This is a genomic window from Pseudomonas fluorescens (assembly GCF_001648775.1).
GTDB lineage: Bacteria > Pseudomonadota > Gammaproteobacteria > Pseudomonadales > Pseudomonadaceae > Aquipseudomonas > Aquipseudomonas fluorescens_M.
This window is the reverse complement of sequence record NZ_LVEJ01000003.1, coordinates 408,393-428,515: the sequence shown is the minus strand read 5'-3', so window position 1 is coordinate 428,515 and position 20,123 is coordinate 408,393. Positions and strand designations below refer to the sequence as shown.

Below are 20,123 nucleotides of genomic sequence, written 5' to 3'. Positions count from 1 at the left end.
TTGCCGCATCCATTACCCGAAAACCTATCAGACCCGCAGGCCTGTTCAAACACAGGAAATACCTGCAAACACTCTCGACAACTATTCGACCACCAAGCGCCCCAAACGCTGGCGCAACATGCGGTTTTCGGCGCGCAACTCGCGGACTTCTTCGAGCAGATCAAGCGCCAATGCAACGCCTTCCCACTCCAGCTCCAGATCGCGCCGCAGCTTGGCGGCGCGTTTGGCCAGGGCCAGTTCGTAATCGGTAAAGCGCCATTCCCGGGGCTGCGCGCCCTGAGGTTCGAGGATGCCGTGTTCGACGATTTCGATCACGTAGAGGTCCGACAAGTCGGCCGCCTCACAGAATTCTGCCAGGTCCAGTTGAACGATCAGGGGGCTGCTCATGATGGGCTACTCCGTCGTCGAATTTAGAAGTTCTCTCGCGGATTGAACGCGGCTTTCTTCGCCAGCTCCTGCCACAGTGCCTTGACCTCATCGTCGGACGCTTTCGGCATCACGGCTTTGAGTTGCACGAACAGGTAACCGCGCTCTCCGGCCTTGTTTTTCAGACCATGACCCTTGGCGCGCATGCGCTGGCCATTTTGGCTGCCGGCCGGGACCTTGAGGTTGATCTTGCCGGTCAGGGTCGGCACCGCCACTTCCGCGCCCAGCGCCAGTTCCCATGGTGCCAGCGGCAAGGTGATGATCAGGTTTTCGCCTTCCACATCGAATTTCGGGTGCGGCGCAAAACGAATGGTCAGGTACAGATCGCCATTCGCCCCGCCACCGATGCCCGGTGCGCCCTGGCCTTTGAGGCGGATGCGCTCGCCGTCGGTCACGCCCGCCGGGATCTTCACGTTCAGGCTCTTGCTGGTGTTGCTGACGTGCTGGCCGTTGGCGTTGTATTGCGGCACCTGGAAGGTGACTTTCTTCGATTCGTTAGCGAGCGTCTCCTCGAGGAAGATCGGCAGTTCCATTTCCACGTCTTGCCCTCGGCGCCCTGCACTGCGTTGTTGCCGACCCTCGCCGCCACCGAAACCGGGGCCGCGATTGCCGAAGATCGAACTGAAGAAGTCCGAGAAGTCCCCGGTGTCGCCACCGCCGCCGCCAAAGCCGCCACGGCTCTGCCAGCCCGGTGGCCCCTGGAACGGCTGACCGTGCTGGCCATAACGGCGCAGCTCGTCATATTCGGCGCGTTTGTCGGCGCTTTTCAGCGCTTCATAGGCTTCCGAGGCGTCCTTGAACTTGGCCTCGGCGTCTTTTTCCTTGCTGACATCGGGGTGGTATTTGCGCGCCAGCTTGCGATAGGCAGCCTTGATTGCCTTGTCGTCTGCTGTCGGCTCCACGCCGAGTATCTTGTAATAGTCTTTGAAGTCCATTGAAGGAATCACCATCCGTTATCGATTTCGCGCCGAGGCCAGCATGCGCCGAATCGCGCGTGCCAGGTTGACCGATCTCAAGGTTGTGACCGGGTGGCGCAGCAGAAGTTTATCGGCAGTGGACGGCGGTTCTTGTGACCGCCGGTGGTTCTGCCGGCCCATGCCAGCAAGTTTGGGGCGAAGCTGCGATTTTCAACCAGTTTAGACACGAAATAGCAGATGACCGGCCTTCGATTCTGGCGCGCACTGACATACACTGCGCGGCCGTTTTTTTGACCGGAACCGAAAGACATGAAAGACGCCTCTCCAGCCCGTGCCTGCGGCATCGACTTCGGCACGTCCAACTCCACCGTCGGCTGGCTGCGCCCCGGCATGGAAACGATGATCGCGCTGGAAGACGACAAGATCACCCTGCCGTCGGTGGTCTTCTTCAACATCGAGGAACGCCGCCCGGTGTACGGTCGTCTGGCGCTGCACGAGTACCTGGAAGGCTACGAAGGCCGGCTGATGCGCTCGCTGAAGAGCCTGCTCGGTTCCAAGCTGATCAAGCACGACACCAGCGTGCTCGGCACAGCGATGCCGTTCAAGGACTTGCTCGGCCTGTTCATCGGCCAACTGAAAAGCCGTGCGGAAACCACCGCCGGTCGGGAATTCGAGCAGGTGGTGCTCGGCCGTCCGGTGTTCTTCGTCGACGACGATCCGCTGGCTGACCAGGAGGCTGAAGACACTTTGGTCGACGTGGCCAGGAAGATTGGCTTCAAAGAGGTCTCGTTCCAGTACGAACCGATTGCCGCCGCCTTCGACTACGAGTCGACCATCGAGAAAGAGGAGCTGGTACTGATCGTCGACATCGGCGGTGGTACCTCCGACTTTTCGCTGGTGCGCCTGTCGCCAGAGCGTCGCGGGGTCGACAACCGACACGATGACATCCTCGCCACTGGCGGCGTGCACATCGGCGGTACCGACTTCGACAAACAGCTGAGCCTGCAAGGCCTGATGCCGCTGTTCGGTTACGGCAGCCGCATGAAGAGCGGCGCCTACATGCCGACCAGTCACCACATGAACCTGGCGACCTGGCACACCATCAACTCGGTGTACTCGCAAAAATCCAGCCTGGCGCTGGGCAGCATGCGTTATGACATCGAAGACACCGGCGGCATCGACCGTTTGTTCAAGTTGATCGAACAGCGTGCCGGGCACTGGCTGGCGATGGAAGTCGAAGAGACCAAGATTCAACTGACCCACACCGACAGCCGCCATGTGCCGCTGGACCGGATCGAGGCCGGGCTGAGCGTGGAGCTGAGCCGCGCGCTGTTTGAATCGGCGATCGATGCGCTGCTGGAGCGGGTGCGCGGCAGTGTCACACAGCTGTTGAACGATGCCGGCGTGGCGGTCGATCAGGTCGATACCGTGTTCTTCACCGGCGGTTCGAGCGGGATCCCGGCGCTGCGCAACAGCGTCTCGGCGATGCTGCCGAATGCGCGGCATGTTGAAGGGAATATCTTCGGCAGCATTGGTAGCGGTTTGGCGATTGAAGCCATGAAACGCTACGGCGCCATGAACTGACCTGAAATCGGCGTCGCGCCCTTCGCGAGCAAGCTCGCTCCCACATTTGACCGCATTCCTTCAGTTGAAATGCAATCCAGTGTGGGAGCGAGCTTGCTCGCGAAAGCGCCAGATCAGGCAACACAGATCCATCGGTTACACCATGCCGCCCAGCTTCAACTCACTCTTCAGGTACGCGTAATAAATCGGCCCCGCCACCACCCCCGGCAAGCCGAACGCGGCCTCGAACACCAGCATCGCCAGCAGCAACTCCCACGACTTGGCACTGATCTGCCCGCCGACAATGCGCGCGTTGAGGAAGTATTCAAGCTTGTGGATAACAATCAGATACCCCAGCGCCGCCACCGCCACCCAGATCGACAGCGACAGGCCGACGATGGTGATCAGCGTGTTGGAAATCAGATTGCCGATCACTGGCAACAGACCGAGCAGGAAGGTCAGCACGATCAGGGTTTTGGTCAGCGGTAGCTTGACGCCGAACATCGGCAGAATCACCGCGAGGAAAATCCCGGTGAAAAACGTGTTGAGCAACGCGATCTTGATCTGCGCGAAGACGATATTGCGAAACGCTTGAACCAACAGGTGCAGTCGATCGAACAGCGCCGCCGCCAGCGGTTTGCGCTTGGTCACGTCGGGCACGCGCTGCAGGGCGATGATCGCCCCGAGTACCATGCCGATCAGCAGCGTCACAAACATGTGCGCCGCATCTTTACCCACCAGTTGCAACTCGGACAGATGCTTGCTCAGCCATTCGCCGATCGCCACACGGAATTCGCCGGCACTGGCCGGCAGATAGGCGTCGATGAACGGCGGCAGTTGCCCGCGCGCACGATCGACCACGCCCATGAATTTATCCAGCGAGGCCCCGGGATTTTCCGCTTCGTGCAGCAGGAAACTGATTGCACCGGCAAAGATCAGCGCCAGCACACTCACCACCAGCGTGCCGAGCAACGCCACCGCCAGCCAACGCGCGCGGCGGCCTTCGATCAGCCGTTGCAGTTGCGGGGTGAGCATGTTGACCAGCTCATAGACCAACAATCCGGCCAACAGACTGGGCAACAAACGCAGCGGCAGCACCAACAGCAAGCCGCCGAAAATGATGATGCAACTGACCCAGAACACTACATGACGCTCAGAAAACGTTGGCATACAGCCTCAAAACGAACGGCGTAAAAGGATTGGCAGTCTGCCAGCGTTCCGGGGTGAGCACTAGAAATATGCGGTGCTTCAGCTTTTGGTGCCCGGCTTGAGATCCAGCCCTCACCCTAGCCCTCTCCCAGAGGGAGAGGGAACCGATTGGGGGATGCTCGGGATATCCACTGACCTGGAACAGCGCCATGGAATCCATAATCGACCCGTTCTTTCAGGTCGACGAATGTCTTGAAACAACGCGCTCAGTCCCCTCTCCCTCCGGGAGAGGGTTAGGGTGAGGGCAAATCTCAAGCGGACACGTCGACCAGCCCCCCACCGAATCAAGTTATTTTTTCTTCAGGCAATCACTCATGAACGTCTTGCGCGCATCGCCGGTCAGGGCTTTGGTTTTCGCGTCGGCGTTGCAGGTTTTCATTTTTTCCTGCTGCGGGGTCAGGGCCTTGGCATCGTTGGCCGCCGGCGCTGCCTTGAGGCAGGTGCTCATGAAGTTTTTGCGCTCATCGCCTTTCAGACTCTTGGCGGTCGCATCGGCATTGCAGGTGGTCATTTTGTTCTGTTGCGCCGTGGCGGCGAAACCCTGGGAACACAGGAGCAAACCAATCATCAACAACGGCACACGCAACATCTTCATGGAGTTTTCTCCTTGTCGCCGCACCGAGGGGGGCGGCCTCAGCTGGAGTGTAGTCAAAGCTTGTTACACCTTCCTGCCTTCGCGATGGCTGCGGCGATACTGCTCCGGTGTGCAGCCGGCCTGGCGTGCAAACATGGCGATAAATGCCGAGCCGCTGCTGTAACCGAGATCGAAAGCGATTTCCTGCACGCTGCGTGTAGTTTCCAGCGCCTCGATCGCGGCGAGATAGCGCAGGCGCTGGCGCCACTCGCCAAAACTCATCCCCAGCTCACGGACAAACTGCCGCGCCAGCGTGCGTTCGCTGACGTGCACCTGCAGCGCCCAATGCGCCAGCGGCTGATTGTTGCCCGGCTCGGCCTGCAAGGCTTCGAGGATCGCCAGCAACCCCGGGCTGCTCGCGTAGGGCAGATAACATTCGTGCACCGGTGCCTGCTGCAATTGATCGACCAACACCTGCGCCAGGCGCTGATCGGCATCGAGTTCGGGAATCTTCACGTCGCGGGCGGCAAAGTCTTTGAGAATCGCCTTGAGAATGTCGCTGATCGCCAAGGTACAGGCGCGCTTCGGCAGTGCGGCGCAGACCTTGGGGTCGAGGCACACCGCGCGATAGTTGACCGGTTGATGGCTGTAAAAACTGTGCTCGACCTGCGGCGGCACCCACACCGCGTATTGCGGCGGCGACATGAAGCGGCTGCCGTCGACGTCCATGTGCAGCACGCCGTGCGCCGCGTACTCCAAAGTGCCCCACGGATGCCGATGCGGCGCGGCGTATTCATGGGCATTGAAGTCGGCGTAGCGGAAATACACCGCTGACGGCAGTTCGCTGAAATCCAGCAGATCGATGTGTTTACTGTTCATGCTGTCCGGTTTCAGAGGCAGGTTGTCCGGTTCGAAGTATAGGCTTGCATCCAGACAAGGGATAATTGCGCTTCATCAACGTACTGGTTTCAACTCATGCAATACGCGTTTCCGCTGCTGGCGATTTTTATCTGGGCCGGCAATACCGTGATCAACAAACTGGCGGTCGGGGCAATTTTCCCCGCCGAGATCGGTTTCTACCGCTGGCTGCTCGCCGGGCTGCTGTTCACCCCGTTCATGCTCAAAGCGGTGATCGCGCACTGGCCGCAGATCCGTCCGAACCTGGGCAAGATTTTCGTTCTCGGTGTGCTCGGCATGGCGGTGTATCAGAGCCTCGCCTACTTCGCCGCAACCCTGACCACCGCGACCAACATGGGCATCATCCTGTCGCTGATGCCGTTGATGTCGCTGGCCATGGCGATCATCAGTCTCGGCCAGCGCCTGACCGCTGGCGCGCTGGTCGGTGCCGTGTTGTCGTTTGCCGGTGTGCTGGTGGTGGTGTCGTCCGGCAGCCTCGGTGCGTTGCTGCAACACGGGCTGAACATGGGGGATGCGATGATGCTGATCGCGACCCTCGCCTACGCGATCTACAGCACCTTGCTGAAAAAATGGCAGCTGCGCCTGCCGCCGTTGGTGTTGCTGTATTTGCAGGTGCTGGTGGCGATTGTCGTGCTGTTTCCGTTGTATGCCGCTTCGCCGAAGACCGGGCTGACCTTGCAGAACATTCCGCTGGTGTTGTATGCGTGCCTGTTGGCGTCGATGCTTGCGCCGCTGGCGTGGATGCAGGCTGTGCAACGTCTGGGGCCGAGCCGCACGACCTTGTTCTTTAACTTGCTGCCGTTGATTACCGCGCTGATTGCGGCGGTGGTGTTGAAGGAGCAGTTGGCGATGTATCACTTGGTCGGTGGGCTGTTGACCTTGGGTGGGGTGATTCTCTCCGAGCGCTGGACCACCGTGTTGGGCCGCAGATTAAGCGTCGCCTGATCCGGCCTCTTCGCGAGCAGGCTCGCTCCCACAGGTGACCGCATTCCTTCTGTTGGAATGCATTCGAATGTGGGAGCGAGCCTGCTCGCGAAGAACGATGACGCGGTCTCGTGGCTAAACCCCGGCAGCCTCTAGCCGCGCCGCATGCTCGACAAATAGCCGCACCGGATCCGCCCCCTTGCCGACCAGCCCCAGCGACTGGTTAACAATGTCGAAGTGATCCAGCGGATAGTCATCACCAATCACCGTCCCAAGATGCGAGCTATAGCGCCCGACCATCCCGTCGCACTGCCCGGGCTCGCGCACGAAGGTTTTCGCAAACAAGCGGCAACTGCGATTGGTCCCGTCAAACAGATTGCCACCGCGATCAGTCTTGCCCGGCTGCAACGTCCCCGACCATGAGTAATAGCGCACGCCATTGACCTCTTCCGGCCCGTGCCCGCCCCAGGTGTCAGGCAAGCCCTGTGGATAACGCTGATTGAACAGCGCCACACCCTCAGTCGTCAGCGATTGGTGCGAGGCGTGAATATCCACCGGCAGTTTCGGCCCGTGGTAACCGGTTTCCAGCAGCGCCATCAGCCAGCCGACAAAACGCAGCAGCGCCTCAAGGAGCCGACCTTTGGCACTGTCCGCCGGGTAATGTTTCGCCAGGTAGTCAGCCAGTTCCGAACCATGATTGGGTCCGGCGACTGACGTCACCGAAGCCACCAGATCAGGCCGTTTCGCCGCCGCATAGCGCGCCGTCAGCGAGCCTTGGCTGTGACCGAACAGGTTGACCTTCTGCGCCCCGGTCTCGCGCAGAATCTCATCGATGCGTGCGAGCAACTGCTCGCCGCGCACCTCGGTGGAGTTGAGCGGCGACACCTGCACCGCAATCACCGTCGCACCACCCCGGCGCAACGCCTTGATGATGCCGTACCAGTACGGATAGACAACCAGCCGGATAAACCCGAGCATGCCCGGCACCAGCACCAGTGGATAACGCGTCGACATGGGCAAACATCCTTGTGGTCGGTGAGTGGATGCCAGACGTGCAAAACGCCCGCCAAGCATCCTCCCTGATGATGACAACTCATCGACCAGCCTACTTCAGCCCCACCACCCCCGCCACAATCAGCCCCACTGACAGCAGTTTGACCAGCGTCAGGCTCTCGCCCAGCAAGGCGAAACCGAGAAACACCGTGCCCAGTGAGCCAATCGCCGTCCAGATCGGGTAGGCAATGCTCACCGGCAACTCGCGCATCGCCAGGGTCAGAAAATAAATGCCGCCGACCGCTGCGACCACCGTGATCAGCGAGGGCCACAGCCGGGTAAAGCCTTCGGCGTACTTCATGCCCATGGCGAACGTCACTTCAAACCCGGCGGCGATCAGCAGGAACAGCCAGGCCACCTAGAACGCCCGGGCGAGGTCGAGCAAGCGCTGCTCGGCCTCGGCCACCGACACCGCGAAGGTGCGTTCAGCGGATTCTTCGCCCTCGGCGGCGACCACGGTGACGTCATTGATGCCGACAAAACCCAGCGCCGTGCGCAGCCATGGGTCGGCATGGTTCAAGGCTTCCAGCTCACCACCCGGACCGAAGCCGAAACCGCCACGACTGGTGACGATCAGCGCCTTCTTGCCCTGCAACAGCGGGGTGTACTGGGCGACGCCGTTGTCCAGCGTGTGGTCAAAGGTCAAACCGAGGCGCACGATCTGATCGACCCAGGCCTTGAGGCCGCTGGGCACGCTGAAGTTGTACATCGGTGTAGAAATCAGCAGCAGGTCATGCTCGAACAACTCGCCGACCAGTTGATCGCTCAATGCCAGATCGGCCTGCATCGACAATGGACGCGCCTCAGGCTGTGGATGAAATGCGGCGGCAACAAAAGCCTCATTGACCGCCGGAATCAGCGCCCGCCCGACCTCGCGGCGAGTCAGCTGCGCCTGCGGATGACGCACCTGCCAGGCACTGAGAAAATGTTCCGCCAAGCGCCGCGAGTGGGAACGCTCGCCTCGTGGGCTGGCATGAATCGCAAGAATCCTGCTCATCTGTAAATCCTCCGGACTAGAATCAAACTGCTTGTGGCTTGCAGCTTGAAGCTCGCTACTGCCTCTTCTCAAATGAGCAAAAATCAGTCGGGATGAATCCATTTCATCCATGGAGCGTTCAATGTTCGCCTCGCTGCCCCTGACCGCCCTGCGCGCCTTTGAATCGGCTTCGCGGCTGCTGAGTTTCAAGGCTGCCGCCGAAGAACTGTCGGTGACGCCGACGGCGATTTCGCATCAGATCCGTTCGCTGGAAGACTGGCTCGGCGTCGCCCTGTTCGAACGCCTGCCGCGTCAGGTGCGCCTGACCGAGGGCGGCGAGCGGCTGTTTCGCAGCCTGCACGGCGCATTGCTGGAGGTGGCGCAGAGCGTCGACACCCTGCGCCCGCAGCGCAACGCCAGCACGTTGACGCTGTCGACCACCGCCGCGTTTGCCGCGCTATGGCTGGTGCCGCGCCTCGGGCGATTTTATGCGCAGCACCCGAACATCAATGTGCGCCTCGATACGCATTGCGAAGTCATCGACCTGCATCAGGACGCCAGTGTCGATCTGGTGTTGCGTTACAGCCTCGACGATTACCCGAACCTGTATGGTCTGTGTCTGTTCGATGAATCGTTCGGTGTGTATGGCTCGCCGGAACAAGTCGCGCTGGCGGCCCGGCGCACGCCGACCCTGATCAGCGTGCGCTGGCACAACTCGAAACTGTATGCCCATGGCTGGCAAGCGTGGTGCGCCAAGGCCGGCGAACACTGGCTGAATCAGCAGCCGATCAACCGCGAATACGACGAGGAACACTACGCCCTGCAAGCGGCGATCGCCGGGCAGGGGTTGGTGCTGGCGAGCAATATTCTGGTCTCGGAGAGCGTCGCCAGCGGTTTGCTGCTGCCGTACAAGGGCGAGGTTCAGGTCGACGGCGCTGGGTATAGCGCGTTGTGTGTGCCGGGCCGTGAACGGCATCCGCCGGTGCGCGCATTTTTTCAGTGGTTGCAGGAAGAGGCGCTGCTGTCGGGGCTGTTACCCCGCTCGCAGGCTGCGGCAGCGTCGACGGAGACACCTGCGTAAATCGATAAAACTTTTTCCTTCGCTCATGACTCACAACTTGGGTAGCGACCACGTCCGCAGAACGTGGCACCCATCGGATTAGCCTCCTGGAGATTAAAATGAGCGACGACCTGCATCTGTCAGATGTTCAAACCTTGCGCGACCGTGCGCGCCAACACGTCGAGAACGGCGCCGTCACCGAGGGCTACAGTGCCGACCGTGAAGAGGTGCTGCGCTTGCTCAATGAATCGCTGGCCACCGAACTGGTCTGCGTGTTGCGCTACAAACGCCACTACTTCATGGCCAATGGCGTGAAAGCCCATGTGGCCGCTGAAGAGTTTCTCGAACACGCCAATCAGGAAGCGCAGCACGCCGACCGTCTGGCCGAACGCATTGTGCAATTGGGCGGCGAACCTGAGTTCAACCCCGACCTGCTGTCGAAAATGTCCCACGCGCAATACGTGGCCGGCAACACCCTCAAAGAGATGGTCTACGAAGACTTGGTAGCCGAACGGATCGCCATCGACAGCTATCGCGAGATCATCCAGTACATCGGCGAGAAAGACCCGACTACCCGGCGCATTTTCGAAGATATTCTGGCGCAGGAAGAAGAGCATGCCGATGACATGGCCGACATCCTGAACGACCTGTAACCCTTCTAAAACGCCTTCGCGAGCAAGCTCGCTCCCACACTCGACCGCATCCATCTGAAGGAATGCGGTCCCCTGTGGGAGCGAGCCTGCTCGCGAAGAGGCCCTTACGGGCACCGACTATCGGGTCGGTTTAACAGTGACAGGCGCCTTGCCCGCCTTCATCTGCTCCAGCAACGGCGCACACTGATTCGGCTCACCGCCACTCGGTGCCACCAGCGCCAACAGCCCCGCCGCCGGTGCTGCGATCACACCCAATGCCACCATCCCCGCCCCGCGCAACATCAGCGGCACGGCCTTCACGCCGGCGTCCGGTTTGATGAACTTGCCGCGCACGTACAGCGGCGAGCGCAGGGAAATCAAACGCCAGCCCTTGGATTCCGGCGTCACGGTCAGATCTAGCTGCTCGGTGGCCATGTTCGCCGTGCCGTCGATATAGATGATCGCGTTCTCGGTATCGAAGACAAACAGCCGCGTGGTCGCCAGACCGGTCTTGATGTCGAAGTCCGCCGCTGCGCAGTTGATCTTCACTTCCTTGTCGCCAAAGATCTTGCCGACCACGTAGTTACCGACGTTGAGCCCGGCCAGCTCCATCAGCTCACGGCTGATCGCGCCGTCATTGATCAACATCTTCAGATTGCCGTTGGCCCCACCCAGCAGCTTGGCCACCGAGTTGCCGCGCCCACTGATATCGGCGTCGCCGTTGAGCTCACCGAAACTGGTCTTCATCGGTTCAAACGTCGGGAACAGTTCCTTGAGCTTGAACCTGCGTGCCGTCAGTTTCGCCCGGCCTTCCAGCGGCTCGGTGCGACCGTTGAGGCGGATCTGTGCATCGAGATTGCCGCCAGCCACGCCGAAGCGCAGCGGCTCCAGGCTGAGTTCGCCGTCGTTGAGTTTGAGGTGGGTATAAAGGTCAGTGAACGGCAGCTTCTCGCTGTGGACGATGCGCTTGCCGGTGAACTCGACGTCGGCGTCCATGGCGCGCCAGCGATCGGTCTTGAACTCTTCCACCGGCAGGACTTTGTCGGCCGGTTGCTTGCTCTCGCCGCCGCGAGCCTTTTGCTTGTCATTGGAGTCAGCGCCGATCAATGGCGCGAGGTCAGCGAACAACAGTTGGTTGGAGAGCAACGCGCCGCTGAGTTTCGGCCGTGGCTGACTGGCGACGTAGGTCAGGTCGCCATGAATATCACTGCCACCGATCTTGCCGTTGAACTGCTCGTAGGTGAATTTCGCCCCGGCGTCGTCATGCAGCCTGGCGATCAAATGGCCGTCGGTGGAGTACGGCGGCGTGTCGGGCAGGGTCACGCCGGTCAGCGGATAGAGATTGCCAAGGCTGGCGCCGGCCAGTTTCAGGCGCAGATCGAGGGCGCCCAGATTAAGCGGATCGGTCAGCGTGCCGGCGAGTTCGATGCGGGTGTCGCCGATCTTCGCCTGGGCCTGCAACGGGAACGGTTGGCGCGCATCCTGCAACGCCAGCAGCCCGCCGATCTTGCCCTGACCGGTAAGGTTTTGCCCGTGATATTGGCCTTTGACCTTCAAGGCGAACGCATAATCCTGCGGCGCACCGCCCTTGTCCTGCGCGCTTTTCGCGGCTTTGTCGCCGACGATGTCGCTGTACGGGATCGGCTTGCCCAGCGGATCGATCAACACATCGAGGTTGGTCTTCAGAGTCTGATCGTCGAGGGTCACGTGGCCCTTGTCGAAACCGATGGCGCCGATGTCGACCACCCAGTTCGACGGTTCGGCATTCGGGTCTTTCGGATCGAATTTGAACGTCCAGTTGGCGCGGCCATCGGCCAAACGTTGCAGCTCGGCATTCGGTTCGGTCAGGTCGATGCGCGGAATCACCACCCGTTGCGCCAACAGCGCCAGCGGCGAAATGCGCAGTTCGACACGCTTGAGCGTGACCATCTGTGGCTTCTTCGACCACTCCGGGTTGCCCAGGCTCAAATCTTCAGCGACCACGTGCGGCCACGGCACCCACGCGCGCCAGCCGCCCTCGTCCGGCTCGCGCTGCCAGATCACCGCGAGGTTGCCATTGATGGCAAACGGTCGATGCAGTTCTTCCGAGACTTTGGCGTTGATCGGCGGTTTGATCCGGTTCCAGTCGAAGAACACGATGATCAATACCAGCACGGCCAGTAACAGCACGAGGATGGCGAAGGTCCAGCTGAAGATTTTTCCAGTGCGCGTCATGCACAAAGCTCCTGATCACGACCGCACGCAAAAACTGCGGCGCACGGCTGAAACGGCGGGCCAAAGCGGCCCTCATGAAGTCTACGACTGGCAAACGAGCCGCAGGTTTAATCGAAAGGTCGATTCGGGCGCAAAAAGTCGCGCGCAATCTGACCGATCTGTCGAACAGTGTTACCGCGACCCGCACTTTTGCGAGGCGCGAGTGAGTCGGAAATACCCACCTCGGTGCAAAACCGTTGCCCGGAAAGGCCCGATCTAGAGCCTCCCGGCAGAACAATCAATTCTGTTGATTATTACCATTGCGTTTATGAACTTTTATATCGACTTATCGAGAGTAGCATTGCCCTCGTACCCACTTTATCGCCCTCCCAAGGAGCAACCCATCATGAAACGCCAATTACTGCTCAGCCTTACCCTGTCGATGCTAGCCAGCACTGCTTTCGCCCTGCCCGCTGCCGATCAGGCTACCCCGCAAGTGAAATCCAGCCATTCCGTGTTCAGCCAGACCGTAGCGGCTGATGGTGGCGACCGCACTCCACAGGGCCAGACTCTGGCTGAAGGCGGCCGTGATCGCCTGGAAGAGAAAGGTCTGGTTCAAGACGGCTATGACAAGACTCCACAAGGTCAGACCCTGGCATCCGACGGTAGCGACCGCACCCCACAAGGCCAAACCCTGGCATCCGATGGCAGCGACCGCACCCCACAAGGCCAGACCCTGGCGTCCGATGGCAGCGACCGCACCCCACAAGGCCAGACCCTGGCGTCCGACGGTAGCGACCGCACTCCACAAGGCCAGACCCTTGCCGAAGGTGGTGGTGACCGTGTAATCGAACGCAACAGCGCTCTGAGCTAAGCCCATGGCGGCCTCGAAAAAAAGCCCAATCACCAGATTGGGCTTTTGACTTTTCAGCCCCGATAAATCCTGCCCTGCCGTTCGACGCCGACAAAGCCGATTTGCTAGAGTGCGGCGCTTGTCCTGCCGAAGAACACACCCAGCGATGCTGCCCCGCGCCGAACAGAAACAGCAAACCCGCAACGCCCTGATGGACGCTGCCCGCCACTTGATGGAGAGCGGCCGAGGATTCGGCAGCCTGAGCCTGCGCGAAGTGACGAAAACCGCCGGCATCGTGCCCACCGGTTTCTATCGGCATTTTGCCGATATGGACGAACTCGGGCTGGTGCTCGTCAGCGAGGTCGGCCAGACCTTCCGCGAGACCATTCGCCTGGTACGCCACAACGAATTCGTCATGGGCGGCATCATTGATGCGTCGGTGCGGATCTTTCTCGATGTGGTCAGCGCCAACCGCTCGCAATTTCTGTTTCTCGCTCGCGAGCAGTACGGCGGCTCACTGCCGGTGCGTCAGGCGATCGGGCGGCTGCGCGAGAATATCAGCTCCGACCTTGCTTCTGACCTGACGATGATGCCCAAACTGCAGCATCTGGACGCCGCAGGTCTGAGCGTGATGGCTGACCTGATCGTCAAATCGGTGTTTGCCACCCTCCCCGACATCATCGACCCACCCGCCGAAGCCCTGCCGGAGCATCTGACGCCACAGGCGAAGATCACCCAGCAACTGCGCTTTATCTTTATCGGCCTCAAGCATTGGCAAGGGCTGGGAAGTACCGAGTAATTCCCTTTTATGACTGACACACCAGTCTCCCCTGTGGGAGCGAGCTTGCTCGCGAAGGCGTCGTGTCAGTCAACATCTATATCTCTGACTTACTGCACTCGCGAGCAAGCTCGCTCCCACATTTGGTTCGGTGTATCGGCCTCCATTTGGTGCATTAAAAAATCTTCACGCACCAAAACATTTCAAAATTCAGCAACATCTTGAAACATCCACTAGGCTCCGACAGGGATTTCCTACATCTCGTCCGATTGGCAAGGCCCTTGCTCTAGCCAGAGTATTGTCCATAGCTGGAAGCTTTCCGATGCTGGTGATTCACCGCAGAATCGACCCTCAACCCGTCTGGGCCGCCGAGTTGCACCTGACCTTCGAAGCGCGGAGCAAAAGCCGTTTGCGCTGTTTCAGTGCCGAGGGCGAAGACGTCGGGTTGTTTTTGGAGCGCGGTCAGTCGCCGCTGTATGACGGCGAATGCCTACAGGCTGAAGACGGCCGCATCGTCCGCGTCTGCGCGCGCCCCGAGCAATTGCTGCACGTCACCTGCGCCAACGCCTTTGAACTGACCCGCGCCGCCTATCACCTGGGTAACCGTCACGTCGCCTTGCAAGTCGGCGATGGCTGGCTGCGCCTGCTCGACGATTACGTACTCAAAGCCATGCTCGAACAGCTCGGCGCGCAGGTCGAAGCCATTGAAGCGCCATTCCAGCCGGAACACGGTGCTTATGGCGGCGGCCATCACCATTCACGCCACGGCGACGAGGACTTCAACTACGCGCCGAAACTCCATCAGTTCGGCGTACGCCTGTGAATCCGGCCTGGGCGCTGCTGCGCCTGGCCAGTCCGCAATTGCCGATTGGCGGCTACAGCTATTCGCAAGGCCTGGAAATGGCGGTAGATAACGGCCGCGTGAACAATCCCGACAGCGCCCGGCGCTGGATCAGTGATCAGTTGCTGCTCAACCTCGCCCGCTTCGAAGCGCCGCTGTTGCTCGCGCATTGCCAGGCCGCTGCCGACCAACAATGGGCCGAGTTGCTCAGCCTCTGCGAAAGCCACCGTGCCAGCCGCGAAACTCGCGAACTGCATCTGGAGAGCCGGCAGATGGGCTATTCGTTGCAGCAATTGCTCAACGGTTTGCCGGAGCTCGACGCGCCTGCCCGCGACTTTCTTGATCAATGCACTGAACCGCATCTGGCCCTGTGCTGGGCACTGGCTGCCCGCGCCTGGAACATCAGTCCGCAAGACGCCCTCGCCGCGTGGTTGTGGAGCTGGCTGGAAAACCAGCTCGCCGTACTGATGAAAACCCTGCCGCTGGGCCAGCAAGCCGCGCAACGCCTGACCAGCGAACTGCTGCCGCTGCTGCAACAAGCGCAGCAGGACGCCAGCCGAATCGATCCCCAACACATGGGCAGCGCCGCGTTCGGTCTGTCCCTGGCGTGCATGGCTCACGAGCGCCAGTACAGCCGCCTCTTCCGTTCTTAGGAGAAACACTCGATGAACACACAACCTCTGCGCGTCGGCATCGGCGGCCCGGTCGGTTCCGGTAAAACCGCGTTGACCCTGGCCCTGTGCTTGGCCCTGCGCGAGCGCTACAACCTCGCCGTGGTCACCAATGACATCTACACCCGCGAAGACGCCGATTTTCTGGTGCGCAACGAAGCCCTCGCGCCGGAGCGAATCATTGGTGTGGAAACCGGTGGCTGCCCGCACACGGCGATCCGCGAAGACGCCTCGATCAATCTTGAAGCGGTCGATCAACTGAACCGGCGCTTTCCGGGCCTCGACCTGATTCTGGTGGAATCCGGCGGTGACAACCTCTCGGCGACCTTCAGCCCGGAACTGTCCGACCTGACCATTTACGTGATCGACGTTTCGGCCGGTGACAAGCTGCCGCGCAAGGGCGGACCGGGGATCTGCAAATCCGATCTGCTGGTGATCAACAAGATCGACCTCGCGCCGCTGGTAGGCGCCTCGCTGGAAATGATGGACAGCGATACAAAACGCATGCGCAACGGCAAGCCGTTTGTCTTCAGCAACCAGAAAACCGGCCAGGGCCTCGAAGCCATCATCGCCTTCATCGAACGCCAGGGCCTGCTGACCGCAGCCTGATGCACTTTTCAACAAGGAAGCTTATTCATGACACTTAAACGCATTCTGGGCGCTGTGGCGCTGCTGTTGACCCCGGCGCTGGCCTTCGCTCATCCGGGGCATGGCGACAGCGGTTTGATCGCCGGCATCAGCCACCCGATCGGCGGCCTCGACCATTTGCTGGCGATGGTCGCAGTCGGCTTGTGGGCCGCGCAGCAGCAAGGCGCGGCGCGCTGGGCGCTGCCGTGCACGTTTGTCGGCACCATGTTGATTGGCGGCATGCTCGGCTTTGAAGGGCTGGAGTTGCCGGCGCTGGAAAGCGGGATTGCCGCGTCGGTGTTGGCGCTGGGGCTGGCCGTGGCGCTCGCGGTGCGTCCGCCGTTGGTGATGGCGGTGGTGGCGACGGCGGTGTTTGCGTTGTTTCATGGTGTGGCGCATGGGCTGGAATTGCCGGACATGAGCAGTCCTTGGGCGTATGCGACAGGTTTCGTCGCCGCGACGGCTGCACTGCATGCGGCGGGTTATGCCGTGGTGCGTTTCCTGCCTCAGGCGGCTGCACCGTTGGTGCGCCTTGCAGGTGCGGCTTCGGCGGCGACTGGTGTCTGGTTGCTCGCAGGCTAGTTTTTATTGTCTGAACTGGCCCCTTCGCGAGCAAGCTCGCTCCCACATTGGATTTGTGGCGTACACAAAACCTGTGGGAGCGAGCTTGCTCGCGAAGGCGGCCGATCAGACGCCGCATCTCTGATGCCGGTCTCTCTGCTACCATGTCGCGCAATCGCCCCAGCCGTGACGACGTCCGCCCATGCCCCACGCTTCCCGCTCCACCGCCCTGCCTGAATTGACCGCCCTGTTTTGCGATGTGCAGCAGCACTTCGTCAACGTGATCGTGCCGCTTTGGCAAGGCCCGGGCTGGAACGCCGACATGGCGTTGCCCTTTGAGGCGCTGGACGCCGCGCACCAACCCCTGCCACCGCAACGCTATCGGGCGATGGCCTGCGCACGGCAGCTGTATCTGTTTTCCAGCCTGATCGGGGTTGTGGATAACGCTGAAGTCCGTGCGGCGGAACTGTTCCGATCGCTGCAACGGCACTTCCACGATGCCGAGCATGGCGGCTGGTTCTACAGCATCGATGCGCAGGGCAAACCGCTGGATCAGCGCAAGGACCTCTACACTCACGCGTTCATCCTGTTCGCCTGCGCGCATTACTGGGCAAAGTCCCGCGATCCGCTGGTCGAGTCGACGTTGAATGCGGCACTGGAAATCATTGGCCGGCGCTTCGCTACCGGCGATGGTTTGTACGAAGCGTGCCTTGATCGTGACTGGGTCACCCTCGAGACCGGCCCGCTGCAGAATCCTTTGATGCACCTGGCCGAAGCATTCCTCGCCACCCTTGCCGTGCGCGAAGATGCGCAGACGCAGACCGCGTTGCTGGCGTTATGCACAGCCATGCACAAGCACTTTGTCGACCCGCAGCATGGCGTGTTGATGGAGAAGCCACTCGGCGCTGTGGATAACTGGTATGAGCCGGGGCATCAGTTCGAATGGTATTTCCTGCTGGAATCGTCGCCGTTGTTGCGCGGTTCGAAACTGCATGCGGCGCTGGATCGGGCGTTTGCCTTTACCGAGCAATACGGTGTGGTGCAGCCATCTGGCGCAGTGCGTGCAATGCTCGATCTGGAAATGGACGGGCGCCCGAGGGATTCGACTCAGCGCATCTGGGCGCAGGCCGAATACCTGCGGGCGCTGACTTTGCGTCAGGGTAGTGAGGCCGTGGTGCTGCGCCAGATGCAGGCGTTGCAGCAGCGGTTTCTGCATGCAGGTGGCTGGCATGAGTGTCGGGATGAATTGGGAGAGGTGAGTCGCAAGGACATGCCATCGACGACCCCTTATCACTTGGCGACTTGCTACCACGGTCTCGCTGAATATCTGCGCTGACTGACAAATAGCTTTCGCGAGCAGGCTCGCTCCCACAGGTGATTGTGCGGCTCACAAACAGTGTGTTCTCCGCAATTCAATGTGGGAGCGAGCTTGCTCGCGAATGGCCGTTACACGGTCTCTAGGCGATCCACTTCTTGTCCCCGGTAAAGCTGATGGTCAACCAGCGCGCCGCATCCGGCTTGCCCAGCTTCGCCGAAATCTCTTCGCGTAACGCATCCAGTTGTCCGACATTGCTCAACGCATAATCCGCCGGCAACACCACATGAATCTCGATAAACCGTGCTCGCCCGTGCTTCTGCACGTACGACACGTAAGCGTCGAAACCATGCTCGGTTTTCGCCGCGTCCATCACTTGGCGCACCTGATCATCCAGCGTGTCCGGGGCAATCCCCAGTACATCGCGCAACGCCGGACCAAGGATCTTGAACGCCGGCGGCAACATGGTCAGCGCCAGCACGATCAGAATCAGCGGGTCGACATACACCGCCCACTGACCATAGCCCTGGGACTTGAGCAGCAACGCCGCGAGGAAACTGATCAACAGGCCCACGGACAGCATCGCGTCCACCAGCCAACTGATGTTGTCGAACTGGATCAGGCTCGATTTAAGCTTGCGATTGCGCTGCCGTACGTAGAAGAAGTAGGCGAATTCGACCACGGTAAACACCGCGGCATAAATGATCACCAGCCCCAACTCGATGTCGCGGCCACCGTTGATGATGCCGAACACGCCGTTGAGGAACGCGTAGATCGCGATCAACATCAGGAAGCTGCCTTCGATCAGCAGCACCATCGGCTCCAGATGCCAGAAACCGAACTGGAACCGGTGATTGCTTTGCTTGGCGATCAGCTTGGCGGTGATCAGCATCAGGACTTTGATGAACGTTGCGATCAGCGAGAAAAAACCATCGAACAGGATGGATTGCGAACCTGAAACAAAACCGGTGACGATCCCGGCAATCGCCACCGCCAACATCAGAATGGTCGATTGTTTGAGCAGTGCCTGCTCACCTCGGTTACTCACTTTGACTCCTCGAAAACCTTGAAAACCGCGGGGTGCGGTTGGGTTGTTGCGAGGGGAGTTTACCTTATCGGGATTTATTGCCTGTGACGGCCCATTCGCGAGCAAGCTCGCTCCCACATGAGACCGCGATCAAATGTGGGAGCGAGCTTGCTCGCGAATGGCTTCAGCGCGGTCTTAAGCCTTGTTCCGCTCAATGGCAAAACCCGCCCAGGTCTGGCTCACCGGCATCAACTCCAGGCTGTTGATGTTGATGTGGGCGGGCGCATTCATCACCCAGAAAATCGTCTCGGCGATGTCCTGCGGCTGGATCGGCTCAGCCCCTGCGTAAGTCGCGTTGTAACGCTCCTGATCTCCAGCAAAACGCACCAGCGAAAACTCGCTCTCGCACAGCCCTGGCTCAATGTTGCTGACGCGCACGCCGGTGCCCTGCAAGTCGCAACGCAGGTTCAGCGAGAACTGTTTGACGAACGCCTTCGTCGCGCCATACACGTGGCTGCCCGGATACGGATAGTTGCCGGCGATGGAGCCGAGGTTGACGATGCCGGCACCTCGGCCATGGGCGATCAGGCGCGGCAGCAGCAGGCGGGTTGCGTACATCAGGCCTTTGACGTTGGTGTCGACCATGGTGTCCCAATCGTCCAGATCGCACTTCGGCGCCGGGTCCACACCCAGCGCTAAACCGGCGTTGTTGATCAGGCCACGCAGCTTGGCGAACGATGGCGGCAAGTTGGCAATCGCCTCCTCCATCGCCTTGCGATCACGCACATCGAGCACCAGACCATGCACTTCGGTCTGTTTCGACAGCTCGGCGCACAACGCATTGAGGCGCTCTTCACGACGGCCGGTCAGCACCAGTTTCCAGCCAGCCTCGGCAAAACGACGGGCGCAGGCTTCACCAAATCCGGACGTCGCGCCGGTGATAAACAGGGTGTTGGACATCGTGTTCTCCTTGCTTCGGCCACCGGAGCAGCCCTTGGAATAGAA

General features: G+C 60.5%; 22 protein-coding genes. 11 read left to right on the top strand and 11 right to left on the bottom strand.

The window, feature by feature from the left end; genetic code table 11:
* Positions 1-81: 81 nt before the first annotated feature.
* Entirely contained in the window at positions 82-387 is a 306-nt protein-coding gene (locus A8O26_RS06295; RefSeq protein WP_064117234.1) for a chaperone modulator CbpM, read from the bottom strand.
* A 23-nt stretch (positions 388-410) separates the two neighbouring features.
* Positions 411-1,361 carry a DnaJ C-terminal domain-containing protein gene (locus A8O26_RS06290; RefSeq protein WP_016984796.1) on the bottom strand — a complete coding sequence of 317 codons (951 nt, stop codon included), beginning with the start codon at positions 1,359-1,361 and terminating at the stop codon, positions 411-413.
* 291 nt (positions 1,362-1,652) lie between these two features.
* Here A8O26_RS06290 and A8O26_RS06285 point away from each other — a divergent pair, with 291 nt between their 5' ends.
* Positions 1,653-2,927, top strand: a complete 1,275-nt coding sequence (locus A8O26_RS06285; protein WP_064117233.1) for an Hsp70 family protein — start codon at positions 1,653-1,655, stop codon at positions 2,925-2,927.
* A gap of 135 nt (positions 2,928-3,062) precedes the next feature.
* On the opposite strand, the gene A8O26_RS06280 is transcribed toward A8O26_RS06285, so the two are convergent.
* From A8O26_RS06280 to A8O26_RS06265, 3 genes are all read right to left on the bottom strand, one after another.
* Positions 3,063-4,076, bottom strand: coding sequence for an AI-2E family transporter (locus tag A8O26_RS06280; protein ID WP_064117232.1), 1,014 nt, complete (start codon positions 4,074-4,076; stop codon positions 3,063-3,065).
* 328 nt (positions 4,077-4,404) lie between these two features.
* Positions 4,405-4,710, bottom strand: coding sequence for a PsiF family protein (locus tag A8O26_RS06270; RefSeq protein WP_064117230.1), 306 nt, complete (start codon positions 4,708-4,710; stop codon positions 4,405-4,407).
* 63 nt (positions 4,711-4,773) lie between these two features.
* Positions 4,774-5,568, bottom strand: a complete 795-nt coding sequence (locus A8O26_RS06265) for an AraC family transcriptional regulator (RefSeq protein ID WP_064117229.1) — start codon at positions 5,566-5,568, stop codon at positions 4,774-4,776.
* Positions 5,569-5,664: 96 nt separating this feature from the next.
* On the opposite strand from A8O26_RS06265, the gene A8O26_RS06260 reads away from it, so the two are divergent.
* Positions 5,665-6,552 carry a DMT family transporter gene (locus tag A8O26_RS06260; protein ID WP_064117228.1) on the top strand — a complete coding sequence of 296 codons (888 nt, stop codon included), beginning with the start codon at positions 5,665-5,667 and terminating at the stop codon, positions 6,550-6,552.
* 114 nt (positions 6,553-6,666) lie between these two features.
* On the opposite strand, the gene A8O26_RS06255 is transcribed toward A8O26_RS06260, so the two are convergent.
* From A8O26_RS06255 to A8O26_RS06245, 3 genes are all read right to left on the bottom strand, one after another.
* Positions 6,667-7,545, bottom strand: coding sequence for an esterase/lipase family protein (locus A8O26_RS06255; RefSeq protein ID WP_064117227.1), 879 nt, complete (start codon positions 7,543-7,545; stop codon positions 6,667-6,669).
* A gap of 91 nt (positions 7,546-7,636) precedes the next feature.
* Complete coding sequence (locus A8O26_RS06250) at positions 7,637-7,942, bottom strand: DMT family transporter (RefSeq protein WP_007950617.1); 306 nt, start codon at positions 7,940-7,942, stop codon at positions 7,637-7,639.
* A complete protein-coding gene (locus tag A8O26_RS06245; RefSeq protein ID WP_064117226.1) occupies positions 7,943-8,581 on the bottom strand; it encodes an FMN-dependent NADH-azoreductase in 639 nt (212 codons plus the stop codon). It abuts the gene before it with no gap.
* A gap of 109 nt (positions 8,582-8,690) precedes the next feature.
* Between A8O26_RS06245 and A8O26_RS06240 the strand changes: the two genes are divergently transcribed.
* Positions 8,691-9,641 (top strand): LysR substrate-binding domain-containing protein, encoded by a 951-nt coding sequence (locus tag A8O26_RS06240; RefSeq protein WP_253756710.1) that lies wholly within the window; start codon positions 8,691-8,693, stop codon positions 9,639-9,641.
* Between the two features lie 98 nt (positions 9,642-9,739).
* Complete coding sequence (locus A8O26_RS06235; protein WP_064117224.1) at positions 9,740-10,273, top strand: ferritin-like domain-containing protein; 534 nt, start codon at positions 9,740-9,742, stop codon at positions 10,271-10,273.
* Between the two features lie 117 nt (positions 10,274-10,390).
* Here A8O26_RS06235 and A8O26_RS06230 read toward each other — a convergent pair whose 3' ends face one another.
* Positions 10,391-12,466 carry an AsmA family protein gene (locus A8O26_RS06230; protein ID WP_064117223.1) on the bottom strand — a complete coding sequence of 692 codons (2,076 nt, stop codon included), beginning with the start codon at positions 12,464-12,466 and terminating at the stop codon, positions 10,391-10,393.
* Positions 12,467-12,851: 385 nt separating this feature from the next.
* Here A8O26_RS06230 and A8O26_RS06225 point away from each other — a divergent pair, with 385 nt between their 5' ends.
* From A8O26_RS06225 to A8O26_RS06195, 7 genes are all read left to right on the top strand, one after another.
* Complete coding sequence (locus A8O26_RS06225) at positions 12,852-13,319, top strand: hypothetical protein (protein WP_064117222.1); 468 nt, start codon at positions 12,852-12,854, stop codon at positions 13,317-13,319.
* 145 nt (positions 13,320-13,464) lie between these two features.
* Positions 13,465-14,097: a TetR family transcriptional regulator gene (locus A8O26_RS06220; protein ID WP_064117221.1), complete on the top strand. Its 633-nt coding sequence runs from the start codon at positions 13,465-13,467 to the stop codon at positions 14,095-14,097.
* 301 nt (positions 14,098-14,398) lie between these two features.
* Positions 14,399-14,899: an urease accessory protein UreE gene (gene ureE / locus A8O26_RS06215; protein WP_064117220.1), complete on the top strand. Its 501-nt coding sequence runs from the start codon at positions 14,399-14,401 to the stop codon at positions 14,897-14,899.
* Entirely contained in the window at positions 14,896-15,570 is a 675-nt protein-coding gene (locus tag A8O26_RS06210; RefSeq protein ID WP_064117219.1) for an urease accessory protein UreF, read from the top strand. The genes ureE and A8O26_RS06210 overlap by 4 nt, the downstream gene beginning before the upstream one ends.
* 12 nt (positions 15,571-15,582) lie before the next feature.
* Positions 15,583-16,197, top strand: a complete 615-nt coding sequence (gene ureG / locus A8O26_RS06205; protein WP_053116815.1) for an urease accessory protein UreG — start codon at positions 15,583-15,585, stop codon at positions 16,195-16,197.
* Between the two features lie 27 nt (positions 16,198-16,224).
* Positions 16,225-16,797, top strand: a complete 573-nt coding sequence (locus tag A8O26_RS06200; RefSeq protein WP_064117218.1) for a HupE/UreJ family protein — start codon at positions 16,225-16,227, stop codon at positions 16,795-16,797.
* A 181-nt stretch (positions 16,798-16,978) separates the two neighbouring features.
* Entirely contained in the window at positions 16,979-18,112 is a 1,134-nt protein-coding gene (locus A8O26_RS06195; RefSeq protein WP_064117217.1) for an AGE family epimerase/isomerase, read from the top strand.
* A 121-nt stretch (positions 18,113-18,233) separates the two neighbouring features.
* Here A8O26_RS06195 and A8O26_RS06190 read toward each other — a convergent pair whose 3' ends face one another.
* A complete protein-coding gene (locus tag A8O26_RS06190; RefSeq protein ID WP_064117216.1) occupies positions 18,234-19,139 on the bottom strand; it encodes a cation diffusion facilitator family transporter in 906 nt (301 codons plus the stop codon).
* 174 nt (positions 19,140-19,313) lie between these two features.
* On the bottom strand, positions 19,314-20,078 hold the full coding sequence (locus A8O26_RS06185) for an SDR family oxidoreductase (RefSeq protein WP_007915905.1): 765 nt from the start codon (positions 20,076-20,078) through the stop codon (positions 19,314-19,316).
* Positions 20,079-20,123: the final 45 nt, after the last annotated feature.